This is a genomic window from Glutamicibacter sp. NPDC088483 (genome assembly GCF_044753145.1).
In the GTDB taxonomy this organism is placed as follows: domain Bacteria; phylum Actinomycetota; class Actinomycetes; order Actinomycetales; family Micrococcaceae; genus Glutamicibacter.
Genome location: NZ_JBIVMP010000003.1, coordinates 477,604 through 500,604, shown reverse-complemented (window position 1 = coordinate 500,604; position 23,001 = coordinate 477,604). Strand labels below are relative to the sequence as shown.

General features: G+C 60.7%; 22 protein-coding genes. 12 read left to right on the top strand and 10 right to left on the bottom strand.

Annotated features, from left to right (window positions below; translation table 11 throughout):
• The coding region (locus ACIP6G_RS09090; RefSeq protein WP_400289618.1) for a choice-of-anchor G family protein at nucleotides 1-1,961 on the bottom strand (1,961 nt) is incomplete at its 3' end.
• Between the two features lie 495 nt (nucleotides 1,962-2,456).
• Here ACIP6G_RS09090 and ACIP6G_RS09085 point away from each other — a divergent pair.
• Entirely contained in the window at nucleotides 2,457-3,122 is a 666-nt protein-coding gene (locus tag ACIP6G_RS09085) for a LuxR C-terminal-related transcriptional regulator (RefSeq protein ID WP_400289616.1), read from the top strand.
• 17 nt (nucleotides 3,123-3,139) lie between these two features.
• On the opposite strand, the gene ACIP6G_RS09080 is transcribed toward ACIP6G_RS09085, so the two are convergent.
• From ACIP6G_RS09080 to ACIP6G_RS09070, 3 genes are all read right to left on the bottom strand, one after another.
• Nucleotides 3,140-3,853: an SH3 domain-containing protein gene (locus tag ACIP6G_RS09080; RefSeq protein WP_146112337.1), complete on the bottom strand. Its 714-nt coding sequence runs from the start codon at nucleotides 3,851-3,853 to the stop codon at nucleotides 3,140-3,142.
• 100 nt (nucleotides 3,854-3,953) lie between these two features.
• Entirely contained in the window at nucleotides 3,954-4,454 is a 501-nt protein-coding gene (locus ACIP6G_RS09075; protein WP_133834868.1) for a ferritin, read from the bottom strand.
• A 145-nt stretch (nucleotides 4,455-4,599) separates the two neighbouring features.
• Nucleotides 4,600-7,029, bottom strand: coding sequence for a Tex family protein (locus tag ACIP6G_RS09070; RefSeq protein ID WP_400289627.1), 2,430 nt, complete (start codon nucleotides 7,027-7,029; stop codon nucleotides 4,600-4,602).
• A gap of 129 nt (nucleotides 7,030-7,158) precedes the next feature.
• Here ACIP6G_RS09070 and ACIP6G_RS09065 point away from each other — a divergent pair, with 129 nt between their 5' ends.
• Together ACIP6G_RS09065 and ACIP6G_RS09060 are read left to right on the top strand one after the other, a co-directional pair.
• Entirely contained in the window at nucleotides 7,159-7,455 is a 297-nt protein-coding gene (locus ACIP6G_RS09065; protein ID WP_286172318.1) for a hypothetical protein, read from the top strand.
• 43 nt (nucleotides 7,456-7,498) lie between these two features.
• Nucleotides 7,499-7,909 carry an RNA-binding S4 domain-containing protein gene (locus ACIP6G_RS09060; RefSeq protein WP_133834871.1) on the top strand — a complete coding sequence of 137 codons (411 nt, stop codon included), beginning with the start codon at nucleotides 7,499-7,501 and terminating at the stop codon, nucleotides 7,907-7,909.
• Here ACIP6G_RS09060 and ACIP6G_RS09055 read toward each other — a convergent pair.
• The gene (locus ACIP6G_RS09055; RefSeq protein ID WP_400289613.1) at nucleotides 7,906-9,855 is read right to left on the bottom strand and encodes a prolyl oligopeptidase family serine peptidase; all 1,950 of its coding nucleotides are present in this window, start codon (nucleotides 9,853-9,855) and stop codon (nucleotides 7,906-7,908) included. The genes ACIP6G_RS09060 and ACIP6G_RS09055 overlap by 4 nt on opposite strands.
• A gap of 75 nt (nucleotides 9,856-9,930) precedes the next feature.
• On the opposite strand from ACIP6G_RS09055, the gene ACIP6G_RS09050 reads away from it, so the two are divergent.
• On the top strand, nucleotides 9,931-10,470 hold the full coding sequence (locus ACIP6G_RS09050; RefSeq protein ID WP_400289611.1) for a DUF1697 domain-containing protein: 540 nt from the start codon (nucleotides 9,931-9,933) through the stop codon (nucleotides 10,468-10,470).
• A 59-nt stretch (nucleotides 10,471-10,529) separates the two neighbouring features.
• Nucleotides 10,530-11,186, top strand: a complete 657-nt coding sequence (locus ACIP6G_RS09045) for a trimeric intracellular cation channel family protein (RefSeq protein ID WP_400289609.1) — start codon at nucleotides 10,530-10,532, stop codon at nucleotides 11,184-11,186.
• Here the strand turns inward: ACIP6G_RS09045 and ACIP6G_RS09040 are convergent.
• Together ACIP6G_RS09040 and ACIP6G_RS09035 are read right to left on the bottom strand one after the other, a co-directional pair.
• A complete protein-coding gene (locus tag ACIP6G_RS09040) occupies nucleotides 11,183-12,439 on the bottom strand; it encodes a CynX/NimT family MFS transporter (RefSeq protein WP_400289607.1) in 1,257 nt (418 codons plus the stop codon). The two genes, ACIP6G_RS09045 and ACIP6G_RS09040, sit on opposite strands and share 4 nt — an antisense overlap.
• A 17-nt stretch (nucleotides 12,440-12,456) precedes the next feature.
• The gene (locus tag ACIP6G_RS09035) at nucleotides 12,457-13,011 is read right to left on the bottom strand and encodes a TetR/AcrR family transcriptional regulator (RefSeq protein ID WP_105658857.1); all 555 of its coding nucleotides are present in this window, start codon (nucleotides 13,009-13,011) and stop codon (nucleotides 12,457-12,459) included.
• Nucleotides 13,012-13,145: 134 nt separating this feature from the next.
• On the opposite strand from ACIP6G_RS09035, the gene ACIP6G_RS09030 reads away from it, so the two are divergent.
• The 3 genes from ACIP6G_RS09030 (at nucleotide 13,146) to ACIP6G_RS09020 (ending at nucleotide 16,280) form a co-directional block, all read left to right on the top strand.
• A complete protein-coding gene (locus ACIP6G_RS09030) occupies nucleotides 13,146-14,663 on the top strand; it encodes an MFS transporter (protein ID WP_400289605.1) in 1,518 nt (505 codons plus the stop codon).
• A 294-nt stretch (nucleotides 14,664-14,957) separates the two neighbouring features.
• Complete coding sequence (locus tag ACIP6G_RS09025; protein WP_013349999.1) at nucleotides 14,958-15,161, top strand: cold-shock protein; 204 nt, start codon at nucleotides 14,958-14,960, stop codon at nucleotides 15,159-15,161.
• Nucleotides 15,162-15,287: 126 nt separating this feature from the next.
• Nucleotides 15,288-16,280, top strand: coding sequence for an LLM class flavin-dependent oxidoreductase (locus tag ACIP6G_RS09020; RefSeq protein ID WP_400289603.1), 993 nt, complete (start codon nucleotides 15,288-15,290; stop codon nucleotides 16,278-16,280).
• Here ACIP6G_RS09020 and ACIP6G_RS09015 read toward each other — a convergent pair.
• Together ACIP6G_RS09015 and ACIP6G_RS09010 are read right to left on the bottom strand one after the other, a co-directional pair.
• A complete protein-coding gene (locus ACIP6G_RS09015) occupies nucleotides 16,267-16,749 on the bottom strand; it encodes a hypothetical protein (protein ID WP_400289600.1) in 483 nt (160 codons plus the stop codon). The two genes, ACIP6G_RS09020 and ACIP6G_RS09015, sit on opposite strands and share 14 nt — an antisense overlap.
• A gap of 21 nt (nucleotides 16,750-16,770) precedes the next feature.
• Nucleotides 16,771-18,015, bottom strand: a complete 1,245-nt coding sequence (locus ACIP6G_RS09010; RefSeq protein ID WP_400289598.1) for an MFS transporter — start codon at nucleotides 18,013-18,015, stop codon at nucleotides 16,771-16,773.
• Nucleotides 18,016-18,252: 237 nt separating this feature from the next.
• Between ACIP6G_RS09010 and ACIP6G_RS09005 the strand changes: the two genes are divergently transcribed.
• From ACIP6G_RS09005 to ACIP6G_RS08990, 4 genes are all read left to right on the top strand, one after another.
• Nucleotides 18,253-18,729 (top strand): Lrp/AsnC family transcriptional regulator, encoded by a 477-nt coding sequence (locus ACIP6G_RS09005; protein WP_133834920.1) that lies wholly within the window; start codon nucleotides 18,253-18,255, stop codon nucleotides 18,727-18,729.
• 135 nt (nucleotides 18,730-18,864) lie between these two features.
• Complete coding sequence (locus ACIP6G_RS09000; protein WP_400289596.1) at nucleotides 18,865-19,128, top strand: hypothetical protein; 264 nt, start codon at nucleotides 18,865-18,867, stop codon at nucleotides 19,126-19,128.
• Between the two features lie 46 nt (nucleotides 19,129-19,174).
• On the top strand, nucleotides 19,175-20,080 hold the full coding sequence (locus ACIP6G_RS08995) for a LysR family transcriptional regulator (RefSeq protein WP_400289594.1): 906 nt from the start codon (nucleotides 19,175-19,177) through the stop codon (nucleotides 20,078-20,080).
• 59 nt (nucleotides 20,081-20,139) lie between these two features.
• Entirely contained in the window at nucleotides 20,140-21,204 is a 1,065-nt protein-coding gene (locus ACIP6G_RS08990; RefSeq protein ID WP_400289592.1) for an enoyl-CoA hydratase/isomerase family protein, read from the top strand.
• Here ACIP6G_RS08990 and ACIP6G_RS08985 read toward each other — a convergent pair.
• On the bottom strand, nucleotides 21,201-22,967 hold the full coding sequence (locus tag ACIP6G_RS08985) for an FMN-binding glutamate synthase family protein (RefSeq protein WP_400289589.1): 1,767 nt from the start codon (nucleotides 22,965-22,967) through the stop codon (nucleotides 21,201-21,203). The genes ACIP6G_RS08990 and ACIP6G_RS08985 overlap by 4 nt on opposite strands.
• Between the last annotated feature and the right edge of the window lie 34 nt (nucleotides 22,968-23,001).

The following is a 23,001-nucleotide window of genomic DNA, read 5'->3' as shown; positions in this document are numbered from 1 at the left end:
TCCGCAGTGTTCACATCGGTGTTCGCGTCAGTATTCGCATCCGTGTTGGCATCGGTGTTCGCATCAGCGTTATCCGCAGTGTTCACATCGGTGTTCGCATCGGTGTTCGCGTCCGTGTTATCTGCAGTATTCTCATCACTGTTCTCAACTACCACGAAGCTCACGGAATCGGTTGATTCGTTCTCGTCCGTTGCAGTAGCTGTGTGGTCACCGGCTGGCACGTTAGGGAACGTGACAGACCAGTTTCCGTCTCCGTCAACAGTGGTCACCTGATCATCTTGGCCCGGAATCGAGACAGTTACCTCGGTGCCAGCCTCACCGGTACCCGTTACCTCAACGGGGCCAACAGGAAGTTCATCGCCGTCGGCAGGAGTCAGGATATCGACATCGGCTACTGCCGGCGCTTCAGCTGCTGCACGAACTGCTGAGGTGCCTAGGTCAACGCCAACAGCTGCTGTACCAAGGACCGGCAGAACATCGATTGCGAGAGCGGTTACGTAGTTCAGTTCACCGTCTACAGCTGGATCTACAACCTGCGCAGCAGCCGGAGCAGCAACGTTGGCAGTCGTAGCAGGAACAGTCACTTCAGTCGAAGCTACGGTGCCCTGTTCGTTGATGGTGATTTCCAGAACCTCTTCAAGAAGCGGCTCGACTGCACCATTGACTACTGGCGCGACAACTTCAGTGACAAGTGCTTGGATGCCTTCTGGGTAGCCATCAAGCAGTGCGTTTACTCCCTGGAAAGCTGGGCCGGTCACGCCAAGAACCAGTTCAAGAACGCTGTCGAGCAGCGATCCAAGGTTGATGCCACCGAGACCTGGCAGGAGGGTCAGGTCATTTGCAAGAGTGAAGGCATCAGTGTTGCCGTTGAGCAGGTCGCTCAACGAACCACCGATATCAACGCCACCTGTAACGAGATCAGCACCGAGCACCACAGCATTGACATCTGCGGTCAGGGTGAAGCTTGCTTCAGCAAGGATTTCGTTAACGGCATCAGTGAGGTTGGTGGTGACTTCGTTCAGCAATCCGGTCAGTTCAGCGGTAATGAGCGCTGCGGTTGCGTCGTCCAGCAGCGGCGTGTTTGCAGGCTGGTCGTTCAGGCCACCGGTAATGATCTTGGACAGATCAATGTTTACGGTACCTTCGCCCAAGTTCAGCGAAACCGCGCCGGTGTCAGAAACCAGCTCCTGAGCAAGTACGGTGCTAAGGGTGCCGGTTACGTCATCCAAGCCGTTGACAACCAGGTTGGAGTTCGACAGGCCAATCTGTGCAAGGAGGAGATTTATATTGACAGCGTTCAGCGAGCTGCTGATCGTATCGGTCAAGCCGCCGTCTCCAACAACCCCATCCAGCGCAGTGCCGAGAGCGGTGGTAGTGGTGGTCAAGTCTGAACTCAGCTGGGAAATCAGCGGGCTACGCAGGTCTACAGTCGCGGAAGCGACCTTGTATTCGTGAGTAGGGTCAGCGCCGTCGGTGCGCTCGGTGGTGGAGCCAAGTGCGCCCAACTGGAGCTCAGCAACATCGAGGACTTCATTAGTCAAGCCGGCTACACCAACCTGGTTGAACAGCTTAGTCAGGTCGATCGAAGCTAGTTCTGCGGTATTGCCGTCAACCGCCAAGGCACCGTCGCCACCCAAGACGCCTGCAGAAGCCTTGGCGTGGGTAGCGGTGTCCGCGATTGCGTACGAGGACAACAGGCCAGCCTGTCCCAGCTGAATGAGGCCAGTTCCATCATCGCCGATGACCGGCAGGCTAAGGGAACCCAGGTCGATGCCTAGTGATTCGTTAAGCAATGCAAGGTTCAGCGGGTTCTCCTGAGCATCAGGCGAACTTGGGTTTGCCGAGTAGGAGTAACCAGCATCGGCCACGTCTAGGGTCAAGCCGTCGACGTTAATGACCTTGCCGAATGCTTCCGACAGATCGTCAGGAGCCGCAAAAGCGGCAGTTACCGTAGGAGCCACGAAAAGACTGGCAACGACTGCACCGGCAAGAACTCGGCGTGCGGCACGCGGTTTCTTACCATTCTTAGGTGACAAATTATTTGCTTGCACCACTATCCTCCAAAAGATGGTTGTGATCAGGAAACTCGTAAAAGCCCACGTTTGACTCTACGGTTGATGAACCCTGACTCACAGGTTTCTTTCAGCCATTTCTTTGCATACTCAGGTCAAATTTCTTAGCCACGCGGTCAGAATCGATGGCCAGCAGGTAATACTGAGCGGTAATTTAACTTCTTACCATTAGAGAAAATAATGCACTTACAACAGTTGACCTGAAAATTTACCCAAACAGTGATGTAACAATATGACAACAACCTCGCAATGCTATCTGTCAAGCCAAGGGATTTGACTAGTTGGCCATAGACTGTGAATCACCTGCTAGCTTTCCCCACCGCAGAACGGGTTAGGAAGGATTGGCCAGGACAACACCAGTTCGTAGTGATGGAGGATTCTTGTATGTCGCACATCCGCATTCATCTGGCTGATAGTGACCATTTCTCACGGGCCGGGATTGCTGGAGTCTTAGCCGAGGCCAGCGACATGGTGATCGAGCATGTTTCGGATTGCATGTCCGAGGCCGTTCAAGCTGCAACCGAGTTGGAGCCGGACCTCGTCGTCCTGGAATCGTCGCTGAATGGGACGGATCTGTATTGCTCGATTCGGGAAATCTCCGAGAGTGCACCGAATACCAAGATCGTGGTGTTGGCTGCCCGATACCAGCGGGACGATATCTCCAAGGCCTACGATGCTGGCAGCTCGGGACTGATCTCGAAAAGCTCCATCAGCTCGGAACTGCCCAGCGCATTGCGCATGCTCGCTGCAGGCTACCAACTTTTTGCCCAGCCGTCGGACGGCTGGGAATCGACCGCGAAAATCGTGCGCCGCTCAGGCCAGCAATCCGTCGTGCGCAAGCTCAGCGAACGCGATCGCAGCCTGGTGCGCCTCGTCGCGGCCGGGCTCACCAATTCCCAGATCGCCCGCATCGCGCACATCTCCGAGGGCTCGGTGAAGCTCCACTTGGCGCGCATCATGGAGGAACTGAGCGTCACCAATCGTGTGCAGCTGGCAGTAGTGGCGACAGAATCCGGATTGGTTTCGTCTGCGGATCTGCAGATCGCCTGAAACAGAATCGAATCTGGTCAGTACACCGTACGAAGCTGGCTGGCAGGGATCCACATTTCTTCGCCGTCACGGTCAATCTGCCGCCACGCGCCCTGGCGCGCGACGATGACCACGGCCGTGTCGGCCGGAAGAATCCGCACTAGCGAGTAATGGTCGCCAGGACCGCGTCTCGCGTTCAATCCGATGGTGGTCAGTGCCCGCTGGTTGGGGACGGCGATCAGCCCGCCCTTGGCTGGACGGGAGGGAATCTCCTGCAGGTACATGCTGGGAACCCAGCCCAGCAATTTGCCGCACTGCACCTGGGACCACAATCCCTGCTGGAGCATCGAGCGGACCTTGGACCCCTGGTCAATGACCTTGAGCACCGGATACCCAGTGCCGCTTCCCTTGCGCAGATTCAACGTTGCCGTCGTAGCATGGGTGGCTTCGATCAATGAATAGCGTGAAAGAACTGGCTCGGCCAGCTCGTCATCGTCTTCAGCGACTACCGGCTCGTCAAAGACCGCCGGGATCGCTTCAAGATAGATATTCGGCAGCCAACCGTAGATCTGGTGCACGAGAACATGCGCCCACGAGCCGTTGACCTCAATCAGGACCAGCTCTGTGCCTTGCTCCAAATGGCTCTGCACTACGTAGTGGCGGCCGGCGCCCTTGCGCAGCTTGAGCGAGGCAGTCGTCCGGTGGGTATTGGCAATGGACGACGTCCGAGCCGACTGATGTGGATAGCCCACCTGGTTCACAACCACCTCAAATGAAAAAACTTAGGGAAGCAACCACCGGTTGCTTCCCTAAGTTTATTCCATTTTTTGAAGATGCGTGCTTCGCCGCCTCTTAGGATGCGGAAGAACGCGAGCCGAGCTCTGCATCCAGTCGCAGCAGACCGCTTCCATCGTTGCCGATCATCCTGACTCGATCCAGGATTTCACCAACGGTGGCTTCCTCTTCAACCTGCTCATCGATGAACCAGTGCAGCAGCGGCAGGGAGTCGATGTCGCCCTCGGTCTGTGCCAAACGGTACAGCTCGCGAATCGCTCCGGAGACCTTCTGCTCGTGGGCCAAGGAAGCTGCGAAGGCATCTGCAACGCTGTTCACATTCACAGTCGGGGCAGGCTGCTCGCCAATCTTCGGGTGGGCCGAGCGGTCGGTCATGTGGGTCATGAACTTTTCCGCGTGCACGATTTCCTCGCCGGCCTGGGCGCGGAACCAGCCAGCAATGCCGGGAAGGCTCAATACGTCCATTTCAACTGCCAGCTGACGGTAAACCGTTGCTGCGGTTAGTTCGAGAGTTACCTGGGTGCTGAAGGCTTCTGCCAGTTTTCCTGTAAGTTCCATGTCATCAGACTAAACCTGTTTTGCCACCTTGTCACCGAAGTTCGGACTCACTTAGTCAAACCTGAATTAGGGAATCATCCCAAGTTGGGATCGAGTTAATGTAGCCGATACTAACCTAACTTAGGCATGCCGATACGATGCTAACCTACTTGCCCAGTCCTGCTCTGCGCAGCGCCTCGGCCATCGCGGTGTTGCCCGGTGCAGCCGGTTTGCCCTGCGCGGGCTGGGCCTTGCGGTTCTGGCCAGTGCGGTTCTGGCCCGAGCGCGCCGAACGGCCAGCTCCCGGTCCCTTGCGTTCGCCTGGTCCGGAGTTCCTGGCCTCCGCGCCAGCAGCAGGCAGTTCGTCATCCAGTCGCAGAGTCAGCGAAATGCGCTTGCGCACGGTATCCACTTCCAGCACCTTGACCTTGACAATCTGGCCGGAACTGACCACTTCGCGAGGATCCGAAATGAACTTGCTGCTCATGGCCGAGACGTGGATCAGGCCGTCTTGGTGGACGCCCAGGTCCACGAACGCACCGAAGGCGGCAACGTTGGAGACGGTGCCTTCCATGATCATCCCCGGCTTGACGTCCTTGATGGTCTCGACGCCTTCCTTGAGCGTGGCCGTCACGAACTCGCCACGGGGGTCGCGGGCAGGGCGGCGCAGCTCGGCAATCACGTCACGAATGGTTGGCTCGCCAAATTGGTCCGTGGCGAAGTCCTGCGGGTTCAGCTCTTCAAGCCGGCGGCCCTGCGCCTCGGCGCTGCTCCGCAGGGTCTTGGCCAGGACATAAGCTTCGGGGTGCACCGAGGAAGCATCGAGTTTCTCCTTGCCGCCGGTAATGCGCAAGAAGCCTGCGCACTGTTCAAAGGCCTTGGCTCCCAGACGCGGTACCTTCAGCAGATCCTTGCGGGTGGCGAAAGGGCCGTTGGCGTTACGGTGATCCACGATGTTGCGGCTCAGCAGCGGTCCCACGCCGGCTACACGGGCCAGCAAGGCAGGGGATGCGGTATTCACGTCGACGCCGACGGCATTCACGCAGTCCTCGACCACCGCATCCAGTGCGCGGTCCAGCTTCGAGGCAGTGACATCGTGCTGGTATTGGCCCACGCCGATGGACTTCGGATCGATCTTCACCAGCTCGGCCAGCGGGTCCTGCAAGCGGCGGGCGATCGATACCGCGCCGCGCAGCGACACATCCATATCCGGCAATTCCTGGCTGGCCAATTCGGAGGCCGAGTAGACCGAAGCGCCGGCTTCCGAGACGATGACCTTGCTGACGCCCTCGCCGCCAAGCACCTTGATGACCTCGGCAGCCAGACGGTCTGTTTCGCGCCCCGCTGTGCCGTTGCCAACCGCAATCAGCGTGGTGCCGTGCTTCTGGGCTAGCTTGGCCAGTACTGCGATGGATTCATTCCATTTATTGGCTGGCGCATGGGGATAGATCGTTGCCGTTTCCACCGATTGGCCGGTCAGGTCCACCACTGCAACCTTCACACCGGTGCGCAGGCCCGGGTCCAAGCCCAGCACGGCCTTGTTGCCGGCCGGCGCCGCCAGCAGCACATCGCGCAGGTTCGCCGCGAAAATCTTCACCGATTCATCTTCAGCGGCTTCGAACAGGCGTGAGCGCAGGTCTGATTCAAAGCGGGTCAGCAGGCGGGCTTTCCACGCCAAACGCACGGTCTGCGTAATCCATTTGGCAGCAGGCGCACCGGTGGGAACGTTCAGCCCCAGGGAGGAGGCGATAGCGTTCTCGTAGGCGCTGCGCGCTTCGTCCAAGGCCTGTTCGTCGCGTGGATCAGCTTCAGCGAGCTGCAGATTCAGCACGCCTTCGCGTTCACCGCGCAACAGTGCCAGGACCCGGTGCGATGGCAAGCGATCAAGTGGTGCCACATAGTCCAGATAATCGGAGTACTTTCCCTGGCCCTCTGCGGTGGCGCCCGAGGCGACGCTGGCACCGATCTTGCCGGTGTTCCACAGGCGTTCGCGCAGTTCACCGGCGAGAACGACATCCTGGGATACGCGCTCGGTCACGATGGAACGCGCGCCGGAAAGCGCATCTGCGTCGGTGGCAAATCCTGCATCCGGGTTCAGGTAGTCGGCAGCCGCCTGCACCGGATCCGTCATTGGGTCCGCGAGCAGCAGATCGGCCAAGGCTTCCAGGCCAGCCTCGCGGGCAATCTGGGCCTTGGTGCGGCGCTTGGATTTGAATGGCAGGTACAGGTCTTCGAGTTCCGCCTTGGTGCTGGCGGCGCGAATCGCCTCGGCAAGCTGGTCGGTCAGCTTGCCGGCTTCGGCGATGGCTTCCAGTACAGCTGCGCGGCGGTCTTCCAATTCACGCAGGTAGCGCAACCGTTCTTCGAGCAGGCGCAGCTGGCTGTCGCTGAGCATGCCGGTAACCTCTTTGCGATAACGGGCAATAAAGGGAACGGTGGATCCGGAGTCCAGGAGCTCGATCGCTGCCTTGACCTGCCAGGGGGCTACCGCGGATTCCTCGGAGAGTTCCCGGGCCAGTTGGGCAATGATTTGCTGCCCCGTTGCGCTGTCATTTGCGGTGTTCTTCTGCTCGCTAGTCACCGATCCATTGTGCATCATGCCATCCGATCTTCAGATGATCGACTCGGTTGGCATTCAGCAGAAACTCAATCTCCATGGCTATGATTTATTGTTATGGGGATTGAGAAAGTTCGAAAAGCAACAGCGCTCGTTGCGATTTCGTGTATGGCTCTATTGAGCACCGGATGCGCATTTGTTGAAGACACCGCGGCCGACGCGGCTAACCAGCTGACCGATGCAGCGTCCAAGGAAATCGTGCGCCAGGCCTGCGCACCGGTACAGGACGGCACCATTGACGCTAGCGAACTTCGTGTCCTCTCGTCCATTGTGAAGTCGGTCCAGGGCGGTGGCCTGCCGCAAGACTTGGTCGATGTGCTCCAGGAGCTCGCCAATTCAGGAGACCAAGCACCCGAAGCGCTGCAGCAGCGCCTGATCGGGATTTGCGACGAGGCTACGGTTTAGCAGCTTCAGCGGCACTAGCCATCTGCTGATTTAGAATTTTCCCATGGTCGAAATTCCAAGAAGCGGCAAAGTACGTCTCGATGCGTGGCTGTGGTCAGTACGCATCTACAAGACCCGTTCGTCCGCGACCACTGCTTGCCGTGCCGGACATGTTCGCTTGAACGGCGATCCGGTGAAGGCTTCGCAAACCGTTGTCTCCGGTGATCGCATCCGTGTGCGCAAAGACGGTTTCGACCGCGAGCTGGAAGTCAGCGGGCTGATCTCCAAGCGCGTCGGCGCGCCAGTTGCCGCAAAATGCTACATCGACCACACCCCGCCGCGCGAACGCCTGGTCATTCCCCAGGTACCGATCCGCGAACGCGGCGCCGGCCGGCCCACCAAGAAGGACCGCCGCGAAATGGATCGCTTGCGGGATTCCTGGCAGGCCCCGGATCCAGGTCCTGATCTGTCCTAGGACAGCACGATCGCCGGAACGTCCGACTGGAATTCGAAGATCTGCGCGTAGAAGGCCAATGAGCTTTCCAACGCCTTGATGATGTTCTCCGACTTCCTGAACCCGTGCTGTTCTCCTTCGAAGAGAATGTAGGCATGGGCAATGCCGCGTTCGGCCAGCGCGTCCGCCACGATCTGGGACTGCGCCGGCGGCACCACCTTGTCTTCATCCCCCTGCAACAGCAATACGGGGCAGGAAATCTTCGCCACGTGATTGATTGGCGCGCGCTTCTCGTACAGATCGGCAGCTTCCGGGTACGGTCCGACCAACGTGAACATGTACTGCGATTCGAAGTCGTGGGTGTCCTGCACCAGGCCCACCAGATCCGAAACACCGTAGCGGCTGATGCCCGCGGTGAAGGCATTGGAGAAGGTCAGCGCGCACAGCACGGTCCACCCGCCGGCGCTGCCGCCTTCGATGCCGATGCGTGCGGGGTCGGCAATGCCCTGCGCTACCAGCGCGTTGACCACCGCGACGGTATCGGCAACATCGACTACGCCCCAGGAGCCGCGCAGGCGGTTGCGGTATTCGCGGCCATAGCCTGTGGAGCCGCCGTAGTTCACGTCGACTACCCCGATCCCGCGCGAGGTGTAATAGGCAACCGTGGCACTGAGCGTCGGGGAAGCCTGGCTGGTCGGGCCTCCGTGCACGAAGGTGACGAAGGGCGGCAGTTCGCCCTCCATCCCTGCGTAGCCTTCCTGGGAAGGCCGGTAGAGCAACGCGTGGACGGACTGGCCGGCGAGGTTCTTGCACTCGAACTCTTCAACCTCCGGAAGCACCGCTGGATCCGGCAGCTGCGCAATCGCACGGGTCACCGGGTGGTGTTCCAAGGTGTCGAGGTTGATCAAGGTAATTTCTTCGCCCTGGGTCATCGAGGACGTGCCGGCGAGCAGCCACCCGTCACGCAGCGCGAACGGGCGGATGCCGGTGAATGGCAGCGCGAGGTCTTCCAATCCCCCGGTGTCCGCGTGCAAGCGTGCCAGCTTGGTGGTGCCGGTGCCGTAGGAGCACAGCAGGGTGCGGGCGCTTTCTGCCAGGTACCATCGCGTGCCCACCTGCCAGAGCGGGCCGGCGAATTCTGCGGCACGGTCAACCAGCCGGGTGGTGCGTGCCGAGCTGTCTTGGTAGAGGTAGGGGTTCCACCAGCCACTGGCATCGGAGATGAAAGCCAACTGGTCATCATCGAGCCATTCCGGCTGCATGACCGAGACTTCTGCTCCACCGGCAATGACGGTGTCCTCCAGTACGCCTTCTTCGGTAAAGTCAGCCACGTGCAGCTCGGTGGAGTCCCACGGCATATTCGGATGTTCCCAGCTGATCCAGGACAGCCGGGTTCCCGCGGGGTTCAGCCGTGGCGCTGCAACGAATCGCGCCGGGGCGCTGAGGATGCGGATCTTGCCCGGGTCCTCGGCTGCGCTGCCGTCCAGGGGAATTTGCACGATGTGGCGTACTGGTTCTGCCCGCAGGTCTTCCATGATGGCCAGGATGCTGCCTTCTGGACCAGGGGTGAATTCGGCGAAGCGCAGCTGCGGGTCTGCGTCGACTCCGCTGGCGGGGGTCAGGGCCGCGGCATCGTGCTCCCCTACGGTTTGCCGGTAAACCCGCTGGTCAGCGAAGTTCGCAAAAACAATGGCCGAGGTGCCGCCCTCGATGAGCATCCAGCTGGAGCCACCGTATTCGTGGACCCGGGAGCGCACGTTGAATGGTGCCTGGATGAGCTCTGCACCGGCAGTGCCGTCGGTGCCGTATTCCATCAGCGTGATGCGCCCGCCTTCGGCAGGACGGCCTTCCTGGACAATGAGCTTGTCCGAGAAGAAGCAGGCTCCGCCCAGCGGCTTGGTTCCGGCAGCGACGTCATGCGCGGAAATCGATGATGGCCATGATCCAAAGGGTAAGTGCGTAGGCATATTCTTGATCCTAGCGATCTTTATGACTCATAACGACCCTCGACAAGCATCAATCCGATGCGCTTGGATTGATCCATGACTAGATACGCCGTATTCCTGCGCGGGGTGAATGTCGGTGGGGTCAAGGTCCTGATGAAGGACCTGGCCCAGCTGCTTCTCGCTGCTGGTTTCACCGACGTGAAAACCCTTTTGGCCAGCGGCAATGCGGTGCTCAGCGCATCCAGTTCTGATCCGTTGGAAGTCCAGGAGCACTGCAATGCGGTTCTGGCCGGGCACTACCAGCGGCCGATTCCCACGCTTGTCTGCACCGTCGCGGAAATCCAGCAGCTGTCCCAGCCCTTCCCGCTGCCCTTGCCTGATCCGGCCAGCGAACACCATGGCTACTTCACGCTCTGCGAATCGGCTGAGGATGCCCAAGCGGTGGGCGCCGCTATCCAGGGACTCGCTGGGCCAGGAGCCTATCTGGTCCAGGGCCGTGCCGTAGCGTGGATTGTCCGCAAGGGCGAAAGCACCGCGAATCCCATCGGGAAGCTCATGGCCGCACAGGCAAAGCAACGCATTGTGACGACCCGTAACCACAACACCTTGGTCAAGCTCGCCAAGATTCTTGGCTGAGATCGCCGGTGAGCAATAATTGAGCCTTGACCCACTGATTGACCTGCAAAAGGCCCGGAATGTACATCCTGATCGAGCTCATTGGCATTTTCTTCTTCGCCGTCGCGGGTTCATTGATGGCCGCGCGCCGTGGCTTCGATCTGCTCGGTTCGGCCTTCCTCGGCGGGGTCTGCGGTCTGGGCGGCGGAGTGGTGCGGGATTTGATTCTCAATCAGTCCCCGGCGACTTTCGCGCATCCGGTCTACTTTGTGCCTCCGGTGCTCGCGGCGCTGTGCGTCTACGCGTTTACCCCCGCGGTGCAGAAGCTGCACCGCCTGGTCCAGCTATTCGACGCGGCAGGCCTGGGCCTGTTCTGCGTCACCGGTACGCTCAAGGCCCTGGAACACGACTTCAATCCGGTCACCGCGGTCCTGCTTGGTGTCATCACCAGCGTAGGCGGCGGCTTGATGCGCGATGTCATTTCCAACGTCACCCCTGATTTGTTCAACCCGCGCGATATCTACGCGTTGGCCGCCATGGTGGGTGCCGCGCTCACCGCCGTGGCCTGGCATCTGGCGCTGATGAACGTTCCGGTGGGCGCCGGCATTGCCGCCTTGGCTTTTGCCATCCGCGTGGCTTCCATCCGCTTCGGCTGGTCGGTCCCGTTGGCCGCGGGCCATTGGCATCGCTCCCGCCCCACGCCACCGTCCAGCGAAGGTCCGCAGCGCCACTTCTAGTCGATGCGCTCGAGCTTGCCCAGGTCCTCGGTGCCTGGCGAATCATCTTCGATGGTGCGCGGCGGGTTGATGATGATCGCGCCGACCAGCATCACGATGACGCAGCCGCCGAGCATCGAAAAGGCCGCACCCCATGAATCGGTGGCTTTCTGCACCACGCCGAAGAGCATGGGAACCACCGCGGCACCGGCATAGCCAAGGCCCTGGGCGAAGCCCGAGAGCACGCCTGAACCGTAGGTTGTGCGCGAGCGCAGGTTCATCATCAGCAGCGCAATGGCGAAGGTGCCCTGCCCGAGGCCAGCCAGGCAGATCCATAACGCAGTGTTCTGCGTTGGCGACAGGTAGATGCCAAGGTGCCCGGCAATCCAGCACATGGTGAAGACCAGGACTGCAATGATCGGGTGCTTCAGCCGAGGCACCCAGAGCGGAACCAGCAGGCTGACCGGCAGGCCGAGGATCGCGAAGAGCGCCAGCATGTTGCCAGCTGCCATTTCGTCGAGGCCGCGGTTCTGCAGGTAGGGCGGAAGCCAGGTGAAGTAGACATAGGTCTGCGCCGAGTTCCCGGCCAGGAAAATTGCCAGACCCCAAGCCACTTTGGACTTCCAGGGGTTGATCTTGGCGATAGGCTGCGGATGCCCGCTGGCGTGGACGGGATTATCCGGGCGCTGTGTCCCGCGGTCGGCAACCAGCTGCACCAGCCATGGCACCAGCACGATGCCCGACAGGGCGGCCCAGGAACCAATGGAGATCTTCCAGTCGCTGAGATTGGCCAGTGGAACAGAGAACTGAGGGGCCATCCAGGTGCCGATGGCCAACATCGTGACGTAGCCGCTGGTGACCATGCCGATACGGTCCGGGAAGTACTTCTTGACCAACGGCGGCAGCACCACATTGCCCATGCCGTAGCCAGCCAAGGTGATGATGGACAGGGCGAGGAAGGAATAGACCTCGGGCATGAAGATCCGCGCGACCTGGCCGATGACAGCTAGGCCCAGCGAGATCATCAGGGTTTTTTCCAGGCCGAAAGCCTTGATCAACCGCGGAGTGAGCAGGCCGAAGACTGCGAAAGCAATGGGCGCGAGCATCGCCAGCAGGCCGGTGGTGAACTCGGTGAACGCGATATCCGCTTCAATGCGGGAGAGCAACGGGGAAACTGACACCACTGCGGCGCGCAGGGACAGTGCCAGCAGCAGGATGCCAAGCAGCGCTCCAACTCGTCCTCTGATTGGAGAAGCAACGCTCTTGTTCTTCATTGATTTCTACCTGCTCGCTATTCGTTGAGGTTTCCCAACTTTTTTATTCTCGAGACCAACTCTAGTAAGCGATTGAGCTCGCCATCAAAATTGCGTTCGTACCAAGTCCCGGGCAGGGCCAGGTTCGCGTAGAGCCCCTCGCCGGCGAGCATCACCAGATGCGCGATGTCCTTGCTGCCGACTTCATCCAGAATGCACCGGTACCAGCGCTCATTGGTGCTCTCGATTTTTTCCGTCGCGGCTTTGACCCCGGCCTGGGCCAGGCGTTGCAGGGCCACCAGGTGCCGATCCAATTCGGTATCGACTTCCGCGCTGGTGCGCACGTAATAAACGGACGCCCCTTCCGCCGAGGTGCGCATCCCCTCGACATCACGGGCAACATGTTCCTCCGCGGCCTCGATGACCGCGTCCGCCAGCGCATCCTTGGAGGCGAAGTGGTAGAGCAGCCCGCCCTTGGAGACCCCGGCGCGTGCGGCCGTGGCATCCAGCGTGGCTGCCCGCTCCCCCTCTTCGCACAAGAGCGCGATATAGGCGTCAAGCACTTTGCCGCGGGCAGCAGGTGGGCGAGCCATAGTTCTCCGTTCCAAGGTGTAGTTCGTGATCGATCTGACTTTACCAACAATTGTAACTATACCGTCTAGACGGTACAGTTAACAATTGCGGGCAAATCGCCGCGCATTCCACTACCTATCCAAGGGCGAACGTCATGACCTCGAATATCTCCGAACGCGTTACAGTGCTCAGCAAGCCGCGCCGTTGGGCGGCACTGGTGGTCCTGCTGTTCCCTGTACTGCTCATTTCCGTCGACAACACCGTACTCTCCTTCGCGGTCCCGGCAATCACCGGAGCCCTGTCCCCCTCGGGGAACCAGCTGCTGTGGATTATCGACATCTACCCGCTGATCCTGGCCGGGCTGCTGGTCCCCATGGGTTCACTGGGCGACCGCATCGGCCGGCGCAAGCTGCTGCTGATCGGTGCGACCGGCTTCGCGCTGGTTTCCGCCCTCGCCGCTTTCGCCACGGATGCCACCCAGCTGGTGGCAGCCCGTGCCCTGCTTGGCGTCTTCGGCGCAATGCTCATGCCGGCCACGTTGTCCTTGATCCGCAATATCTTCATGGATGATACCGAACGCCGGACCGCCATTGCGGTGTGGGCGGCGGCCTTCTCCGGCGGCGCTGTGCTTGGCCCCATTGTCGGCGGCGTGCTGCTCGAGCACTTCTGGTGGGGCTCGGTCTTCCTGATGGCCGTGCCAATGCTCCTGCCCCTGCTGATCGGCGGCATGATCCTTGTTCCCGAATCCAAGGACCCGAACCCGGGCCGCGTGGATCCGTTCTCGATCCTGCTGGTGGTCTTCACCCTCCTGCCTTTTGTCTACGCCATCAAGACTGCGGTAACTGCCCCGTGGTACTTCTCGGCCGCGGCCATCGTCCTGGCCATTGTCTGCGGTGCGGCTTTCGTACGCCGGCAGCTCAAGGCCGAACAGCCGATGCTCGATGTCCGCTTGTTCAGCAACGCACTGTTCTCTGGCGCGTTGATGGTCAACCTGATCGGCATCTTCTCGCTGGTGGGCTTCATCTACTTCGTCTCCCAGCATCTGCAGCTCATTGCAGGGTTCTCCCCGCTGGTGGCGGGACTGTGGATGACCCCGGGCCTGGTGCTGACCATGGGCTTCGGATTGCTCTCGGTGGCGCTCTCGCGCCGTTTCGGCACGCCGAACATCATGGCCATCGGCCTGATCCTCTCCGCGGTCGCCTACCTGCTGGTGATCCTGGCCGGGGAGGGATCCAATTCCTTCCTGCTCATGACCGCGTTTGCTGTCCTCGGTACGGGAATCGGCATGACCGAGACCTTGTCCAATGACATGGTGCTCTCCGCAGTCCCGGCTTCCAAGGCCGGCGCGGCATCGGCGATCTCGGAAACCGCCTACGAAGTGGGCTCGGTACTGGGCATTGCAGTGCTGGGTACCATCCTGAATACGGTCTACACCTCGCGGCTGCTCGCGCCCGGCTCGCTGACCGATGCCCAGCTGCAAACTGCCGGCGAGACTTTGGGCGGAGCGCACCAGGTCGCCGCCGATTTGAGTGCCGCCGATGCGCAAGCGCTGCTGGGCTCCGCAGCCATGGCCTTCGACCACGGAGTCCTGCTGACTTCCGGCATCGCCGCGGCGTTGTCCCTGATCGCTGCCGTGGTCGTATTCCGCGTCATCAAACCGGCATTTCGGTGAACTCGGCTCACCGCTTAACCAAATTTCTGATTAATTGGTTCAAAGTTATTCATTTGTCGTCACCAAACACGTAGGCTAGGCAATGTAGTTCCAAAGTAATTCGCGAAGTACCCGTTAGAAGTTTGTGAATGTCGTACCACCTCGGTTGACGCGAGCCCCCTTCTAGACGTGAAGTGAATGACTTGGCTGCTTCGCATTATCCGTCTTCCATCCTGGAATTCGGAGGGTGCGCAGATTACAACCAAGCTCGCCAACTAAACCGGCGAGAAACGTCTGAAAGGACCAAATAAGAAAATGGCAACCGGAATCGTCAAGTGGTTCAACGCTGAAAAGGGCTTCGGCTTCATCGCTCCAGACAGCGGCGATCCAGACGTCTTTGCACACTTCTCTGCAATCCAGACCCAGGGTTTCCGCACCCTGGACGAGGGCCAGAAGGTGGAGTTCGAAGTTGTTGAGGGTCCAAAGGGTCTGCAGGCTGCAGACATTCGCGCTCTCTAAAGAAGGTCTTTGGCGCTAACGCCAGACTTAGCCAGGGAACGGCTATCCGCACTGCGGATAGCCGTTCCTTGCGTTTGAGGCGGAAATTACTGGAATACTTCCCGTACGCCACCGGTTGTACCCAGTGTGAAGCTATCTATTCTGGATCTTGCTCCGGTTGAACCCGGGACAACTATTTCCGACTCTTTCAAGTCCTCCGTCCGCTTGGCGCAAACTGCAGAACGCCATGGGTATGAACGCGTCTGGTACGCGGAACACCACAATATGCCCACCATTGCTTCCAGCGCGACCTCGTTGCTGATCAGCCACATAGCCCACCACACCGAGAAGATTCGCCTCGGCTCAGGCGGCATCATGCTGCCGAACCACTCCCCCCTGGTGATCGCCGAGCAGTTCGGCACGCTGGCCGAAATCTACGGCGACCGCATCGATTTGGGCTTGGGCCGTGCACCGGGAACCGACATGACCACCCTGCGTGCCTTGCGCCGCGACCCGTCGGCCGCCGATTCCTTCCCGCACGATGTGCTGGAGCTGCAGGCCTATCTCGCCGGCGAATCCAGGGTTCCTACCGTTCAGGCGACCCCGGGAGCAGGAACCAACGTTCCGCTGTACATCCTGGGTTCCTCGCTCTTCGGTGCCAAGCTCGCCGCCCAGCTGGGACTGCCGTATTCCTTCGCCTCGCATTTCGCACCGGCTGCGCTGCATGAAGCGATCCGCATCTACCGCGAGGAGTTCACCCCCTCAGAGCAACTGGCTGAACCGTATGTCATTGCCGGCGTAGGCGTGCTGGCTGCGGAAACGGCTGAACGAGCGCATGAACTGCTGGACGTTGCCAAGCGCCATCGCGTGGCAAGCTTCATCGGCCGTTCCGCGAAGAAGGAATTCACCGAAGCGGAGATCGATATGCTCATGGATACTCCGCAGGCGCAGCAGATCCTGGACATGATGCGCTACACCGCGGTTGGCACCGGAGAACAGGTTGCCGAATACCTGCGCCACTTCGCTTCGGCAGCTCAGGCAGATGAACTGATCACCATCCATTACCCCACCGAGGAGCACGCTCGACTCGAATCGGTGATGATTACCGCCGAGGCCTGCCAGCTGGCTAGCGACCGGTAATTCTGATCCAGCGCTTGGCTGCCATCAGCGGCAGCGCAACCAGAGCGAGGGTCAAGCAGAATTCCACGCCAATATAGGCGTAATGCCATAGCGATCCGCCATCGGAGACTCCTGCAAGCACCGCATCGGTACGCGCAGACAGACCCGGGCGGATCGCTGCGGTTTTAATCAGCAGCAATAGGCCGACCAGCCCTACGCCCCAGCCCCAGGCCTTGCCGGCAGCGCGCTTGGCCGACCCGGCCACCAGGGCAATGAAGAAGATGACCTCGACCATGTTCATTGCGAAGAAGACGCGGCGTCCAATGCCCAGTCCCAGGGGAATGGTGATTCCGGGTGCGGTGAATTTCAGTGGTGCCTCGATGAATGAAATGCCGATGATCAGGCCGAGCCACAGTGCAGGAATGTAGATGCGTGCAGCCACGGCCCACTGTGCGCCGCGGCTAGCAGGCGCTGGAAGTGGACTAGTCATGCCTCCACAGTACGCCCGGTTCTAGCGTGCTTTGCGCAGTCCTGCCAGTGCCCAGACGGCTAGCGCTGCCGCCACCACGGCGCAGCCGATGGAGAAGACCAGGATGCTTTGCTGCTGCCCGAAGACCCCGACGGCCCAGCCCAGCGCGATGACTGGAACAGCACTGCCCAGGTAGGTCACCAGGTATATGGTGGACACGGTTTGGGCATGCTGCTTGTCGTTGACTGCGTCCACCGCTTGAGCGAAGGCAGTGCGGAAGGCCATGCCCTGGCCCAGGCCCACGAAAACCAATGCCGCGATGGCCCATGGCAGCTGGCGATGCTCGGCAGCCACGGCCAGCACTACGGTGGAGGCCGCCATCAATCCCAGACCGATAGGCAGCAAGGCCTTGCCGCCGCGCACGACCAGCTGCGACAGGGCGGATATGCCCAATGGCAGGCCGGCAATCAGGCCAATGACCAGCACCGAATCCAGGCCAAAGGCCTGGGCGAAGTAGCCAGGTGCCAAGGACAGCACGAAGCCGAAGATGGCGAAGCTCAAGAAGCCAACGAGGGCAGCGAGCCAGAACGGTGCCCGGGCCGAGCTGGGGACGCCCAAGCGGCGTGGGGCCAGGGCCTTGCTTCGCTGTCCGCGCTCAGCCAGCGCAATGGCCGGACGGGCCTGCAGGGTGCTCAATGGGACCAGGACCAGCAGCAGCAAGAACGCCTGCACCATGAACACGGTAGTGCGCCCGCCAGGCAGATGAGCCAGCAGTCCGCCCAAGACCGGTCCGAAGGCGACACCGCCCGATGAGGCCAAGAGGGTGAAGCGCGAAGCCCACTCAGGCCGCGCAGGAAGAAGTTCACGCAGGGCCGCGGCGCTAGCACCGGTAGCCAGCGCGACACCGGCGCCCTGCAAACCACGGCCAAGGCACAGTTCCAGCAGGTTGCCGGCCGATCCGAAGACCAGGGTTCCAGCGAAAGAAACAACGACCGCGATCACCAGCGCCGCACGGCGTCCGATATGATCCGACCAATGCCCCACGGTGGATAGGAAGAGCATCAGCGAACAGACGTAGCTGGCAAAGGCCACGGTGGTTCCCATGGCGCCAAGGTGCAATTCGGATTGGAGTGCCGGATACAGCGGGGTGGCCAGGTTGGCTCCGACCAGCAGCAGGAAGCTGACGGACACGGTGATCACCAGTCGAGCGGTCAGCCCGGGGTTCCAGGAGAGTACGCGATGGTTCATAGGCTGCATGCGCAGCTCGCTGATAACCGACAAATTCACTCCCGGGATCAAAGTAGTCCAGACCAGCTGGGCACGAAGAATGCCCAGAAAGAGTTTTTACCGGTGGGGCCACTCGCTGCCCCACCGGTTAGTTGAGCGTTCTGCTTGCGTTTGTCTACTACAACAGAGCGTTCACTCACTAATATCCGCCTGCTAAAAGCAACGAGAGAGATTTCTTGCTAGCATTTGAGCAGATTGTTCAAAAATTTGTCCCCGCAGATAACCCGGAGTGAGCATATAGTGCGATTAGACGATGTAGACCTGAAAGTGCTGCTCGCACTGATCAAGGATCCCCGCATCCAAATCTCTGAACTCGCAGATGAGGTCGGTGTTGCGCGCAACACAGCGCAGTCGCGATTGCGCCGTTTGCAGCGTGCCGAAATCCTTCGCGACGGCGGCCGCGACATCGATCTGAGCAAGCTCGGCTACGACGTCCTGGCCTTCGTGACGTTGGAAGTGAACCACCGCGATCTGGATACCGTGGTCACTGCGCTGCGCCAGATCCCCAGCGTGCTGGAAATCCACGAGACCTCCGGACGTGGCGATCTCTGGGTGCGGCTCATCGCCACCGACACCCACCAGCTGCAATCAGCACTGCGCCAGATCTTGCGCGTCAAGGGTGTCACCCGTTCGGAAACAACCTTCGCGCTCCATACGCACTTGGCCTACCGTGCCGCTCCCCTGCTGGAGCACTATGCCGAACATGACCACTGAGAAGTCATTCACTGTCAGCTGCAGAAAACAAGTCTTTCGTTTCCCGAAGCAGCGTCCTACTCTGGTGATACGAGAAGTCACGAGGTAAATCCCCGGCTTCCGGCGGATCCCTCGTATTCGACGAAGGAGTACGCAATGACGAAGGATTTCGACACCACAGAATTTGCGCCGGAGTTCGGCAACGACATCTACGAACCGGATGACGGACGCGATTCCCAGGCTTATGAGGGCTCAAGCGACATGCCGGAAACCATGCGCAACCTCGACCCGCTGGCACAGCGCAATTACCTCTACGACGATGACCTGGAAACCGAAGACCAACTCGACAACGAATTCGCCGCAGACGATGACAACGACGAGGAAAGCACAGAGCTTGATGACCTTGAGGACGAACTCTAGGCCGTGGGCTAAGCAAATCTTTGGCTAAAGGCCATAGACTTTAGAAGTGATTAATCCAGTTCATCTGCGCACATTGCTCGAAGTGGTGGCGCATCGTTCCTTTGCCACGGCCGCAACCCGCTTGGGCTACACGGCCAGCGCTGTCTCCCAGCAGATGACAGCGTTGGAGCGAAGCACCGGTACCACGCTGTTCCTGCGCGGCGCACGCTCCATCACACCGACGCCAGGTGCCCTGCGCATGGTGCGCCATGCCAAACGGGTGCTCACCGACCTCGACGCCCTCATGGCAGACGTCGCCACCATCTCCACCGAAGCTACCGACCTTGAGGAAATCAAGCTTGGCATCTTCCCCTCGCTGGCGACCTACGCGCTGCCGCAAATCCTCAAGGCACCGGATTGGTCCTCCTTGGGCATCAACCTGCGCCTGTGGATCGGCGAACCCCAGCAAACTGTCGCAGGCCTTAGCACCGGCGGCGACCTCGACCTCGCACTGATCTTCCAGGTGGGACCCGGCGGACTGTCGTGGCCAGCGTCCCTGGAGCGCACCTGGTTGGGCGATGACCAGTTCCGGGTAGTGATCCCGGCGTCCTGGCCCATCGCTGAAGACGCCCAGCTGACCGTAGACCAGTTGGCCGAATGGCCGTGGATCTTCCACCACCCGGGCACCTCGGATGCCACCTTGATTTCGCGCTTGTTCTCTTCCTACAACATCCACCCGCAGGTGGCTGCCTACTGCGACGACTTCAATGCGTCGCTGAGCCTGGTTTCCTCGGGACTGGGCGCCGCCTTGGTTCCCGATCTGGCCATGGCCAACGCTCCGGAAGGCATCCGCATAGTTGATGCCCCCGAGATTCGCCTGGCCCGCTCCATCTTCGCGTTGAAACCCGAGAATTCCAAGAAGCCGAAGGCCGCGCTGGTATTGGACCGGCTCGCCCAGGTGCTCTCCCGCTGATTCGTTGCGCCGCGGCGCCACTGGTGCCTGCATCCGTCCCAAGAAAGAGGAATGTCCCGGTGGAGAACCAGACCCCTGCATCTTCCAGCGATGGCGTAGTCATCTCGGCCGTGCATGGACCAATCGGCCACATCGAGCTGAACCGTGCCAGCAAGCTCAATGCGTTGACCCTGGAAATGCTCATCGAGCTGGGCAGGGTGCTGCGTGCGTGGGCCGTGGACCCGTCGATTTCGCTGGTGCTGCTCACCGGCCGCGGCGAACGCGCCTTCTGTGCCGGAGGAGATATCGCCGGTTTCCACGCAGCAGTCACCACCGGACGCCATCAGGATTTCATCGATCTGCTCGCGAGAGAATTCGAACTGGATTACCTGATCTCCACCTATCCCAAGCCCCTGATCAGCTTGGCCCATGGCATCACCATGGGTGGGGGCATCGGCCTGGCCTCGCACGCACCGGTGCGCCTGGTGACCGCGAACGCCACCATGGGAATGCCCGAAGCGAAGATCGGCTACACCCCGGATGTGGGAGGCAGCCACCTGCTGGCCAGCGCGCCGGGCCACTTCGGCGAGTTCTTTGCGATGAGTGCGCAGTCCTTCACCGGTGCCGATGCCGTACTTCTCGGTTTTGCCGATGCCGTTGTCACCGAGGACTTCGCCCAGAACATCCTCGATGAGCTCGCTGAGTTCGCGGGGCTGAATGCCGGAGAGATCGCGGCTGCTATCGAGGTCATGCACGGTGCGCCCGAGTCCTTCGCCTTGGAACTGGACCGCGGCTGGATCGATCATGCTTTCAGTGCCGCCACCCCGCAGGAAGTCTTGGCACGCTTGGAGCAGATGGTCCATCCTTCGGCGCAGCGTGCCGCGCAGATGCTGGCAGCGAATTCCCCGACCAGCGTGGCCAGCGCGTTCTACAACGTGCGGGCTGCACGTGAGGAGCAGGACCTGCGTTCGGCCTTGGACCGCGAACTGCGCCTGGCTCGCTACCTGATGCACCGTGCCGATCTTGCCGAGGGCATCCGTGCCCAGGTCATCGACAAAGACCGCAACCCCACGTGGATTCCGGCTTCGCTGGAGGAAGTGGACCACGAGGCGTTGCGGTCTCTGGCTGCTGATTCGGAAGGCTAGCTGTCAGCTCCCGGCTTGCCTTCTGGCCGGGTGACATCTGCATGTACCGGGCGCACCTTGGCTGAATCCCTGGGCTCGATGCGCGGTGCGTTCACTGCATCGGCTGGTTCGCGAACCACCGATGGGGTGATATCCACGCTCTTGGGTGCCGCGTAGTCCAGCGGTGCGTGCTCGCCGAAGTGGTCCGCGTCTGCTTCATTCCAGTCTTCCTTCCAGGAACCTGGAATATCCTCGAGCAGCTCGCCGGGACGCAACCACTGGAACAGCGAGGCGTAGGAGCGAGTGGACTGCAGGTTCACCCGGCGGCGCAGCATCCGGGTGTTCAGCTGCTCCGGGCTGGTCAGTCCCATCGATGCCATGATCTGCGCGCATTCGGTGACGGTCAAGCGATGGTAGTTGTAGACGCGGTGGCCCTTGTCCTCCACATCCAGGGCACGCATCAGGCGCTTGTTCTGCGTGGCTACGCCTACGGGGCAGTGGTTGGTGTGGCACTGCTGGGCCTGGATGCAGCCGGTGGCCATCATCATGGAACGCGCCGAGAAGGTGAAATCCGCTCCCTGGATCAGCCGCTTGATGATGTCGGAGCCGTTGGCGACCTTGCCTGCCGCGGCGAGGCGGATTTCGTCGCGCAGTCCGGCACCCACCAAGGTGTTGTGCACCAGCATCAAGCCTTCGGTCAGCGGGGCGCCAACATGGTCCTCGTATTCCAGCGGCGCAGCTCCGGTGCCGCCTTCAGCGCCATCAATGGTGATGAAGTCCACCAGGATGCCGGTTTCCAGCATGCCCTTGCACAGGGCCATGACGTCGGTGCGGGAACCAACGCAGAACTTGATGCCCACTGGCTTGCCGCCGGAGAGGTCGCGAAGCTTCGCTACGAAGTGCATCAATTCGCGCGGGGTGGAGAATTCGGCGTGGCTGGCCGGTGAAATGCAGTCCACGCCCATCGGGACATCGCGGGCCTCGGAGATTTCCGCGGTGACCTTGGCCGCCGGCAGCACGCCGCCGAGCCCGGGCTTGGCGCCCTGGGAGAGCTTGATGGTGATGCCCTTGACTTTTTCATGGTTCGCCTTGGCAGCGAAGGTTTCGGGGTTGAAGCGGCCCTGCTCGGTACGGCAGCCGAAGTAGCCTGAACCGATTTCCCAGAACAAGTCCGCCCCGTATTCCAGGTGGTACTTGGTCAGCCCGCCCTCACCGGTTTCATGGACGAATTCGCCCATCGCGGCGCCCTTGTTCATCGCCAGCACCGCGTTGGCAGAAAGCGAGCCGAAGCTCATCGAGGAGATATTCATCAGCGAAATCTCATAGGGCTGCGAGCACTGGCTGGACCCCACCCGTACGCGGTGCTGCGATGCCACCGGGGCTACCGGAGCTGCCGAATGCAGCAGGTATTCGTGGCCGACTTCATTGACATTCAGCTCCGTGCCGAAAGCCTTATGGCTATCGGCGCCCTTGGCCCGCGCGTAGATCAGCGAGCGGGTGTCGCGGTTGAAAGGACGGCCATCGGTATTGCGCTCAATGAAATACTGCTGGATCTCGGGGCGGATGAATTCGAAGAGGTAGCGGGCGTGCCCGACAATCGGGAAATTGCGCAGGATCGCATGCTTCTTTTGCAGCAGGTCCCTGATGCCCAGAAGCACCAGCAAACCGGTGAGCACGACGAGGATCCACCACACCCATTCCCCGGAGGTGCCGGCAAGGATTGCGGTCACCACGAAGCCAGTGAATAGGACAGCCAGGAACAGGAGAACCACTATTCGCATCATGATGCGAGCCTAGTACCTCCCCGCTGCCTTGTCA

What these genes read in the sequence shown, in the direction of transcription:
- ACIP6G_RS09085 (WP_400289616.1), top strand. Translation starts at nt 2,457, where the DNA reads ATGTCGCACATCCGCATTCATCTGGCTGATAGTGACCATTTCTCACGG.
- ACIP6G_RS09075 (WP_133834868.1), bottom strand. Translation starts at nt 4,454, where the DNA reads ATGGAACTTACAGGAAAACTGGCAGAAGCCTTCAGCACCCAGGTAACT.
- ACIP6G_RS09070 (WP_400289627.1), bottom strand. Translation starts at nt 7,029, where the DNA reads ATGCACAATGGATCGGTGACTAGCGAGCAGAAGAACACCGCAAATGAC.
- ACIP6G_RS09065 (WP_286172318.1), top strand. Translation starts at nt 7,159, where the DNA reads ATGGCTCTATTGAGCACCGGATGCGCATTTGTTGAAGACACCGCGGCC.
- ACIP6G_RS09060 (WP_133834871.1), top strand. Translation starts at nt 7,499, where the DNA reads ATGGTCGAAATTCCAAGAAGCGGCAAAGTACGTCTCGATGCGTGGCTG.
- ACIP6G_RS09055 (WP_400289613.1), bottom strand. Translation starts at nt 9,855, where the DNA reads ATGCCTACGCACTTACCCTTTGGATCATGGCCATCATCGATTTCCGCG.
- ACIP6G_RS09050 (WP_400289611.1), top strand. Translation starts at nt 9,931, where the DNA reads ATGACTAGATACGCCGTATTCCTGCGCGGGGTGAATGTCGGTGGGGTC.
- ACIP6G_RS09045 (WP_400289609.1), top strand. Translation starts at nt 10,530, where the DNA reads ATGTACATCCTGATCGAGCTCATTGGCATTTTCTTCTTCGCCGTCGCG.
- ACIP6G_RS09040 (WP_400289607.1), bottom strand. Translation starts at nt 12,439, where the DNA reads ATGAAGAACAAGAGCGTTGCTTCTCCAATCAGAGGACGAGTTGGAGCG.
- ACIP6G_RS09035 (WP_105658857.1), bottom strand. Translation starts at nt 13,011, where the DNA reads ATGGCTCGCCCACCTGCTGCCCGCGGCAAAGTGCTTGACGCCTATATC.
- ACIP6G_RS09030 (WP_400289605.1), top strand. Translation starts at nt 13,146, where the DNA reads ATGACCTCGAATATCTCCGAACGCGTTACAGTGCTCAGCAAGCCGCGC.
- ACIP6G_RS09025 (WP_013349999.1), top strand. Translation starts at nt 14,958, where the DNA reads ATGGCAACCGGAATCGTCAAGTGGTTCAACGCTGAAAAGGGCTTCGGC.
- ACIP6G_RS09015 (WP_400289600.1), bottom strand. Translation starts at nt 16,749, where the DNA reads ATGACTAGTCCACTTCCAGCGCCTGCTAGCCGCGGCGCACAGTGGGCC.
- ACIP6G_RS09000 (WP_400289596.1), top strand. Translation starts at nt 18,865, where the DNA reads ATGACGAAGGATTTCGACACCACAGAATTTGCGCCGGAGTTCGGCAAC.
- ACIP6G_RS08985 (WP_400289589.1), bottom strand. Translation starts at nt 22,967, where the DNA reads ATGATGCGAATAGTGGTTCTCCTGTTCCTGGCTGTCCTATTCACTGGC.